The organism is Candidatus Neomarinimicrobiota bacterium (assembly GCA_034716895.1).
Taxonomy (GTDB): Bacteria; Fidelibacterota; UBA8477; order UBA8477; family JABMPR01; genus JABMPR01.
Genome location: JAYEKW010000064.1, coordinates 1 through 8,290, shown reverse-complemented (window position 1 = coordinate 8,290; position 8,290 = coordinate 1). Strand labels below are relative to the sequence as shown.

The window sequence follows — 8,290 nt, the reverse complement described above, 5'->3', positions numbered from 1 at the left end:
CAGGAAATTATCTTGACAAGGGGGACTCCCAAAGATAATTTCCTGAAGCGTAACTCAGAGGAGGGTTACTAATTCAAATGAAGATTGAGAGACGGGTTTGAGAGCACATATTTTCTCCACATCATCACGTATGCTGATGATCGTTTTATTTCTTTTTATTTCAGGATTACAGGCAGGTACAACAGGGAAGATCGCAGGATTTGTACATGATGCAGACACCGGTGATCCATTGATCGGTTGTAATGTAATTGTTGACGGATCCACTTACGGAGCCTCAGTCGGCCTGGATGGTGATTTCTTTATTACTGGTTTGCCCCCTGGTAATTATTCTGTTACTGCCACGATGATCGGCTATCAGGCCTTACGCAAAACAGATGTCATGGTTTCAGTTGATCTCACAACCCCCCTCAACTTTGAACTGGGAACCCAGATTCTCGAAGCGGGTCAAGTGGTTACGGTTACTGCTGAGCGTCCCCTGGTGGTCAAAGATCTAACATCAAGTGCCTCCCATATATCTTCCAAAGAATTGGAAGCCATGCCAGTTGAGACCTTTGGTGAGGTTCTGGAAATGCAGGCCGGTGTGGTCGATGGTCACATCCGCGGTGGTCGCCACGGAGAAACCTTGTACATGATCGATGGTATCCCGGTAACTGATCCCTACGATGGCAGTATGGCGGTTGATATTGAGAATGCCTCGATTCAGGAATTGCAACTCATCACCGGTGCGTTCAATGCTGAATACGGACAAGCCATGTCCGGCGTGGTTAACATCGTGACCAAAGATGGAAATGATGACTTTGAATGGAACGTCATGGGTTATGCCGGAGACCATCTTTCTTCAAATTCAGGGATATTCAGGAATATTGATAGTTTCAAGCCGCTCTCACAACACAACCTTCAGGCCAATTTCTCCGGACCCATCATCCCTGGCAAATTGACCATGTTTGGTACCGTGCGCCGATTTGTGGCTGAGGGTCATCTGGCTGGAGTTCGTCAATACAATATTGATGATACTTTTTATGATGAGATCGACCCCACAAGTGGCCTTAGCGGTGAAGGCAAGTGGTGGCTAAAGGGGACCTATACAGGTGGATCTGACAGTATTGCTGCAGGGAGTATTGGATATACACCACTTGAGCTGGATTCGCTGATGGCATTTCAGGAAGCCGGCTATCGATTGGGGACAGGCGACTCTGCATTTGTACCGATGAATCCATATGAAAAAACCTCCTATCATGTAAAATTTACTTTTAAACTCACTCCCAGGCTGGCCTTACGCTTGAATCTGTTACAGGATCAATCCTATCAGCGCGGTTGGGATGAGGGGATGCAGCTTAATCCAGATGCTATTCTCCATCGCTATAAAGATGGTAGCAGTGTTACCTTCAGCGTCAATCATCAATTGACTGAAAGAACCTTCTATCAACTGGGGTACTCCCGGGTTGAGTATGAATGGCAACAGTATAAATACAAATCCCAATTCGCTTTTTCGGATTCCACAGATACTGATGATGACGGTGTTGTGGATGCAATCAATGATGATCGCCAGGATATTGCTCTGGTCAATGCACTGTCAACCCAACAGCTCTATAGCTACTTCACGGGTGGCATTCACAATTCGTGGTTCAATCGACGAACCAATTCCCAGGTGTTCAAGGCTGATATTACCAGCCAATTGAGTCGGGTCGTTGAGTTGAAAGCCGGTGCGCAAGCCCGTCTGGATGATATATACCGTCTTTTTTATTCCTATGATACGCAGACAGGCAAACCTTTTGGTTTTGATCTGGCAGTAAACCCCATGGAGCTATCCGCTTATGGTCAGACCAAGCTTGAGTTTAAAAGTCTGATCGTGAATGCCGGTTTGCGCTTCGACTACTTTAATTCTGATGGTTCCCTGCCGGTTGATCCCCGTGACCCGGATGCCTATTCTCCCATCAAGCCTGAGCACCGGTGGAAAGATGCTGATGGCGATGGGCATATTGATGATTCAGAACCCTTTGTGGATGCTGATTCCAGTGGGAGCTGGTCAATTGGTGAGACCTATACCGATGTTGACAATGATGGTGTTTACGACCTGTCTGAAAAAACCGATGCTAATCGCTTCACTGAAGCAGAACGTCTGGCTTTCTGGTATACGAAAGCAACTCCCAAGTGGCAGATCAGTCCGCGTATTGGAATTGGTTATCCCATATCGGATCGTGGGGTCATCCATGTTTCGTACGGACACTTTTTCCAGATCCCCAATCTTGAGGATCTATTCAATAACCCGGAATACCGTATGAATAGCGGGACAGGGCTGGTAAATACCCTCATGGGAAACCCTGACCTGGAACCGCAGCAAACCATTTCATATGAGATCGGATTGCAGCAAGAATTGACGGATGATTTTGGGATCAACGTCAATTTTTATTTTAGGGACATCCGTAATCTGATCTCAGCTGATAAAGTGGTGCTGACCTACGATCAGCGCAAATACGCCATGTATGTCAATCGTGATTATGCCAATACCCGTGGCGTGACCCTGTCTTTTGAAAAACGCTATTCCCAGATGTGGATGGCTAATGTGGACTATACCTTCCAGATCTCTGAGGGTAATGCCTCTGATCCTAACGCTGCCTTTTACGCCCGTCAGGGTGACAGTGAGCCTGAGGTTCGATTGCTGCGACTGGACTGGGATCAGCGACACAGTCTGAACTCAAATATCACTATCGGGAACCTGGAAGACTGGGGCTTGAGTTTTAACGCTCGCCTGGGTAGTGGTTTGCCTTATACACCCAGTGATGATCAGGGGAATCTGGGCGTGGCTACTCCGAATTCAGAGACCAAACCTTTTACGCAGATGTATGATCTGAAGGTGTACAAGAATCTGGTTGTAGCCGGTTTCCGGATGAATGTATATGCCAAACTGGATAATGTCTTCGACACGATGAATCAGTATGGCGTTTATGGTGATACCGGAACCTCTGAATACACGCTCTCTCAATTACGGGCAGAATCGAACAACGCCATAGAGGCGATCAACACATTGGATGACTATTTCATGCATCAAACCTGGTATGCTGAGCCGCGACGATTTACGGTGGGCTTTTCCATTGGAGGCAGATAATGAAAACACTTAAATATCTGCTCGTACTGACTCTGATAGCCAGTTTTTCACTACAGGCCCAGTCTTATGGTGATGCCACATTCCGCAAAAAGGGAATTCATGCCGGCAATAAGATTCGAACCGTATTTTTCAATTATGGTCTGGTAGCCGGTACCATTGGGGGTGATCCTGAAGGTGAATGGCCCATTGGTTCCGGTAATATGTATATTGGTGATGTAAGTCCGCTCCTGGGTGTGGAATCCGAACAATCCTGGATAGATACTTTTCGCTATTTCAATAGTACTACCATGGATACTCTGGTTGACAAGGGTGGTTCCCAGTTCACAAAATTTATGATTCTAGAGAGCCTGGATCCACCAGTTACCTCTAATGGTCAGGACTATCCATTTGTCGCTCAGATCTATAAAACTTTTCAATCCGTTGGTACCAGCGATGGTCCCCGTGGCTGGACCGATGGTCCCATTGTAGGCGACAATAGTTGGACCTTTGAACCGGTTCCCGGTTATGCCAATCAGGACACTGATCTGGTTGCTCTATCAACTGATCTGGATAATGATGGTCCAGATGGCTTTCCAAACTCTGAAGATGACAACGGTTTACCGGATTCATGGCCAACTTTCTGGCCGGATAAGCTGAATGATGCTGAAGATCCTGGCTGGGCTGGTTCCTGGAACGGATATTTTGGTAAAGATGTTAAGAATGCTGACCAGGAATCCTACTTCGTCATGGATGACAATAATGACCGTGAATTTAATTACCGATCATTAGGTGATCCTGCCACCGGTCTGGTCTTTAACGCGGATTCCAGCAACGCGATGCGCTATGGAATGGGTCTGTCGGTAGCAGTTCGCGGCCTGCAATGGTCCCACTTTCTGGCTGAAGATGCCATTTTTTGGCTGTATGATGTGACCAATCAGGGAACCACCGATTATCTCAAGGCTGCTTTTGGAATGATGGTCGGTACTTTAGCCGGTGGACGTTGTGGTGATTCCAATGACGATCTGGCGTATTTTGATGCTGAAAATGATATCACCTATTCATTTGACAGTCCCCCTGCTTTCAGTCCCTGTTTTGATGGTCCTGTGGGTTATGCCGGTTATGCTTTTCTTGAATCTCCAGGTAATGCTCTGGATGGCATTGATAATGATGGTGACAATGCGGTTGACGGAGTAGCTCCCTATTTTGTGCCGGAATTCTTTGAAGCAGACAGTTTTGACCTGGGTGATCAGATCATTCTCATTGATGCTGAGACCTACGAGCGGTCTATTTTCACCATTACGGAAGACACAACTGAGGTCTTTTCCCAGGGGCGGGTGGTTCAGATCATTACAACCACCAATGGCAAATCAATTTTCCAGGAGAATATTCAGAATCTTCTGGATGATAATTTCAACGGTGTCATTGATGAAGATACCCTGAATCACTATGCTAACCGGGTGAATCGCACAATCGAAAATGTAGCGGCTCCTTTACCACCCTTCCAATACATTGATTATTTCACCAATATAGGTGCGGCTGACCTGATGTTGGACGAGGCCCGGGATGATGGGATTGACAACGATGGTGACTGGGATATCAGCAATGATGATGTTGGTCTGGATGGTGTGCCTTTGACCTATGACTTTGGTGAGGACGATGGGATGCCCACGTCAGGATACCAACCTGGCGCTGATGGTAAACTGGTTGATACCGGTCTCCCTGGTGAACCCCATGTGGATAAGACAGATATTGATGAGTCCGACCAGATCGGTTTGACCAGTTTCACCTATTTCACTCCTCCTGGAAAAATCCGTATGTCAAATGATACCCAACTCTGGTCAAAACTGGCTCCCAGTATTGATCTAGCCAATGACATTGAGACCAATCCGGTTGACGGTGATTTTATCTATGGTGCCGGTTTCTTTCCGCTCATGGCCAAACAGACCGAACGATTTTCCGTAGGGCTGGTGTTTGGAGAGGATTTCGCTGATATTTTAAATAACAAAATCACGATCCAGCAGATCTATGACAATAACTATAATTTTGCCAAACCACCGGATCGGCCGACATTACGGGCAGTTGCCGGTGATGGTCGCGTGACCCTCTACTGGGATGATCTGGCTGAATTCACCTATGATCCGGTTAACGGATATGACTTTGAGGGATATAAGATCTACCGGGCCACCGATTTTGGTTTCAATGAGATCAATACCATCACGGATGGCTTTGGCAACGCTGTTTTTTATGAGTCCATTGCTCAGTTTGATCTGGTCAATGATATCCAGGGTTTTTACGATGGCGATCTTGATCGCGTCCAGGGCGCAGCCTTTTACCTCGGAGATGACATGGGCTTGTCACATGTCTGGGTCGATACCACCGTGATCAATGGTCAACAGTATTTCTATGCTGTCGTGTCTTATGACCGGGGCAGTGATAGCTTTTATCCTGCAGAATGTTCCAAAACCATTCTGGAGTTGAACGGCACCATGGTTTATGACCAGAATACGGCAGGGGTCATTCCCAACGACCATGTTGCTGGTTATACTGAACCTGCTAATTCCGGTATTGAGCATACTGCTGGAGCAGGGCAGGGTAGTATTGAATTGATCTTTCTGGATGAAACAGCGGTTAAGGATGATGCAGATTACGAGATCCAGTTTCAGGATATGAGCAATGACGGTATCGATAATGATGGCGATTGGGTTGCTTTTTACAATGCAGATGATGCCGGTGTCTATGATGAGGCTGCTGGTGACACAATTCTCCATGATACGGGAAGTGATGGTCTTTGGGCCGCTGATAGTGGCTTAGCTGTTTATCGAAAATTACAGTCACGGGTCGTGTTCATGGGTATTTATCACGGACCGGATGCTGATGGAACTGAGGGAAATGGTAAGCCGGACCGCGGTGAACCCAATCTGGATCAAAATGATCAGGAAGAACTGCAGAGTATCACAACCACCTATTCATTGATCCGTACCAGATCCGGAATCCAGGATACTGTATTATTAAATAGTCCTAATTTTAGTGCTGGTCCCGGCGAGTACCAGTATGTTCATGACAATCATGATCTTATCGAACCTGATGTCCGTTTGGGCAGTAAGGTCATTGATGGGGTTCGTCTCAAATTCAATAATGTCTGGAGAATTGATCCTGATCTTGAACGCACCGGGATGAATCGCCCTGAGGAACAGACTCCCACTATTTCGGTAGATATCAATGCTTCCTACAGTGCTATTAAAGTTCCGCATGACTACGAGATCAGTTTTTATGATACAATTGTTGATACATCCATCAAATATATCAAAGGCTTTAACCGACTTTATAATAACCCGATCAACTTTAAAGTGAAGGATCTGACCACCACCGAGATACTACCCGTTGTAGGTTATAAAGCAGTTAATGGGTCGGCTCGTGACTTCCTGATCTATCTGGCGCATCAAACTGCTGAAAGTGACAGCTTCATTACCTGGGGTGTCAAACTATCCTTTGATGATGAGATTGTGCCAGCCACAGACAGCACTGCTACGGACACGGTTTACTCAATTCAGGGAACCCCTGGAGCTGGCGACACACTCTGGGTCTACACCAGTAAGCCTTTTTCTATTGCTGACAGATTCACCTATTCAACTGTGGCGGCGGAGGTTGCGTCACTGGCAGATGATAGTTGGCAGGATAAGGTGCGAGTTGTTCCCAATCCCTATCTGGCAGCAGCCAGTTGGGAGTCAGTGAATCGGTTCGCTACAGGTCGGGGTGAGAGGCGTGTTGATTTCATTCATCTGCCGGTGGACTGTGAGATCAGGCTGTACACGATCCGTGGGGATCACATTCAGACCTTGCACCATGACGGAAATATCTTTGATGGAACGGTATCCTGGGACCTTCGCACTAAGGAAGGGCTGGATATAGCTTACGGAATATACATCTACCACATTGATGCCGGTGAAGCCGGTGAAACTGTGGGCAAATTAGCGATCGTTAAGTAGGAGGGAGGAAGCTATGAAACGTATTACAAGAATTCTACTGTCCGCCCTGCTGCTTCTACCGATGATCGGAACAGCCCAGTCCATGGTGGGTACTACTGCAGCATATTTTCTGGCCATCGAAGTAGGTGGTCGATCCGTTGGCATGGGTGGAGCCCATGTAGCCAGTGTGAACGATGCCACCGCTTTGTTCTGGAATCCCGGAGCTGCCACGCGTGTTCGGGGTAGTGAAGCGCTCTTCGTGCACTCCAATTGGTTGGCCGGTACTACTTTTGATCATGCAGCTGTCGTTTTGCATATGGGTCGTGCTGGAACGCTGGGTTTATCAGCCACCATCCTGGACTACGGCGATCTGATCCACACCACCATTGAAGACCCTGATGGAACGGGTCTGACCTTTGGTGCCACAGATATGGCTATTGGGCTGACACTGGCCAGAGCCATGACGGATAGATTTTCCATTGGTGGCACGGCCAAATTCATCAGTCAGAAGATCTGGCATGAACAGGCGCTTTCAGTTGCTCTGGATGTGGGGACTTTATATCGAACAGATTTCAGGGGATTAACCCTGGGGATGAGTATTTCCAATTTTGGTCTGCCCATGCGGATGACCGGATCGGATCTAGAGCATTTTTATGATATTGCTCCCGAGCTATACGGGAATAATGGCAAGGTTGTTTCTGCCCTGGAAACCGGTTATTACAACCTTCCATTGATCTTTCGGGCAGGTATTGTTATGGATGTCATGCGCAACGATGTCATGAGTTTGATTCTGGCAGTTGATGCGCTGCACCCCAATAACAACTATGAAAGTGTGAATGTGGGACTCGAGTATGAATTGTTGCAGAAATTCTATGTTCGGGCCGGACGAAAAGCCATTTTTCTGGAAGATACGGAAGAAGGCTTAACCCTGGGGGTGGGCCTACACATTCCCATGCGTGGGTTGAAGGTCAGATTTGATTATGGGTACGAGTATTTTGGAAGACTTCAGGATATTCAGAATTTTAGTCTGGCCCTGGATTTTTAAAGTCTAAAGAATTGTGTTAAATGAGGATGGCTAAGGTTTATAAAGGTGAAATTGGGCAATCCAGCTCATAATGTGAAATACATCACTTTGAGGGTAACCTCGCCGAAAATGATTTTTTACAATTCTAAGAAAGTTAAGTTTATTTGCTTATAACAAACCAAAGGAGGTAAGTGTGAAACGCTTATTTACAATGCT

The 8,290-nt window shown here is 46.7% G+C and carries 3 protein-coding genes; all 3 read left to right on the top strand.

Going from position 1 to position 8,290, the window contains the following annotated elements; all coding sequences use genetic code 11:
• Positions 1–97 precede the first annotated feature (97 nt).
• Genes U9Q77_04475 through U9Q77_04465 form a run of 3 tightly spaced genes read left to right on the top strand, consistent with a single transcriptional unit; the run spans position 98 to position 8,095 of the window.
• A complete protein-coding gene (locus tag U9Q77_04475; protein MEA3286611.1) occupies positions 98–3,106 on the top strand; it encodes a TonB-dependent receptor in 3,009 nt (1,002 codons plus the stop codon).
• Positions 3,106–7,071 (top strand): hypothetical protein, encoded by a 3,966-nt coding sequence (locus tag U9Q77_04470; GenBank protein MEA3286610.1) that lies wholly within the window; start codon positions 3,106–3,108, stop codon positions 7,069–7,071. Before U9Q77_04475 ends, U9Q77_04470 begins: the two co-directional genes overlap by 1 nt.
• Before the next feature lie 13 nt (positions 7,072–7,084).
• Positions 7,085–8,095: a PorV/PorQ family protein gene (locus U9Q77_04465; protein ID MEA3286609.1), complete on the top strand. Its 1,011-nt coding sequence runs from the start codon at positions 7,085–7,087 to the stop codon at positions 8,093–8,095.
• The last annotated feature ends 195 nt before the right edge of the window (positions 8,096–8,290 follow it).

Bases quoted from the DNA above. Each gene is read 5' to 3' on its own strand.
- U9Q77_04465 (MEA3286609.1), top strand. From the start codon at position 7,085: ATGAAACGTATTACAAGAATTCTACTGTCCGCCCTGCTGCTTCTACCG.
- U9Q77_04470 (MEA3286610.1), top strand. From the start codon at position 3,106: ATGAAAACACTTAAATATCTGCTCGTACTGACTCTGATAGCCAGTTTT.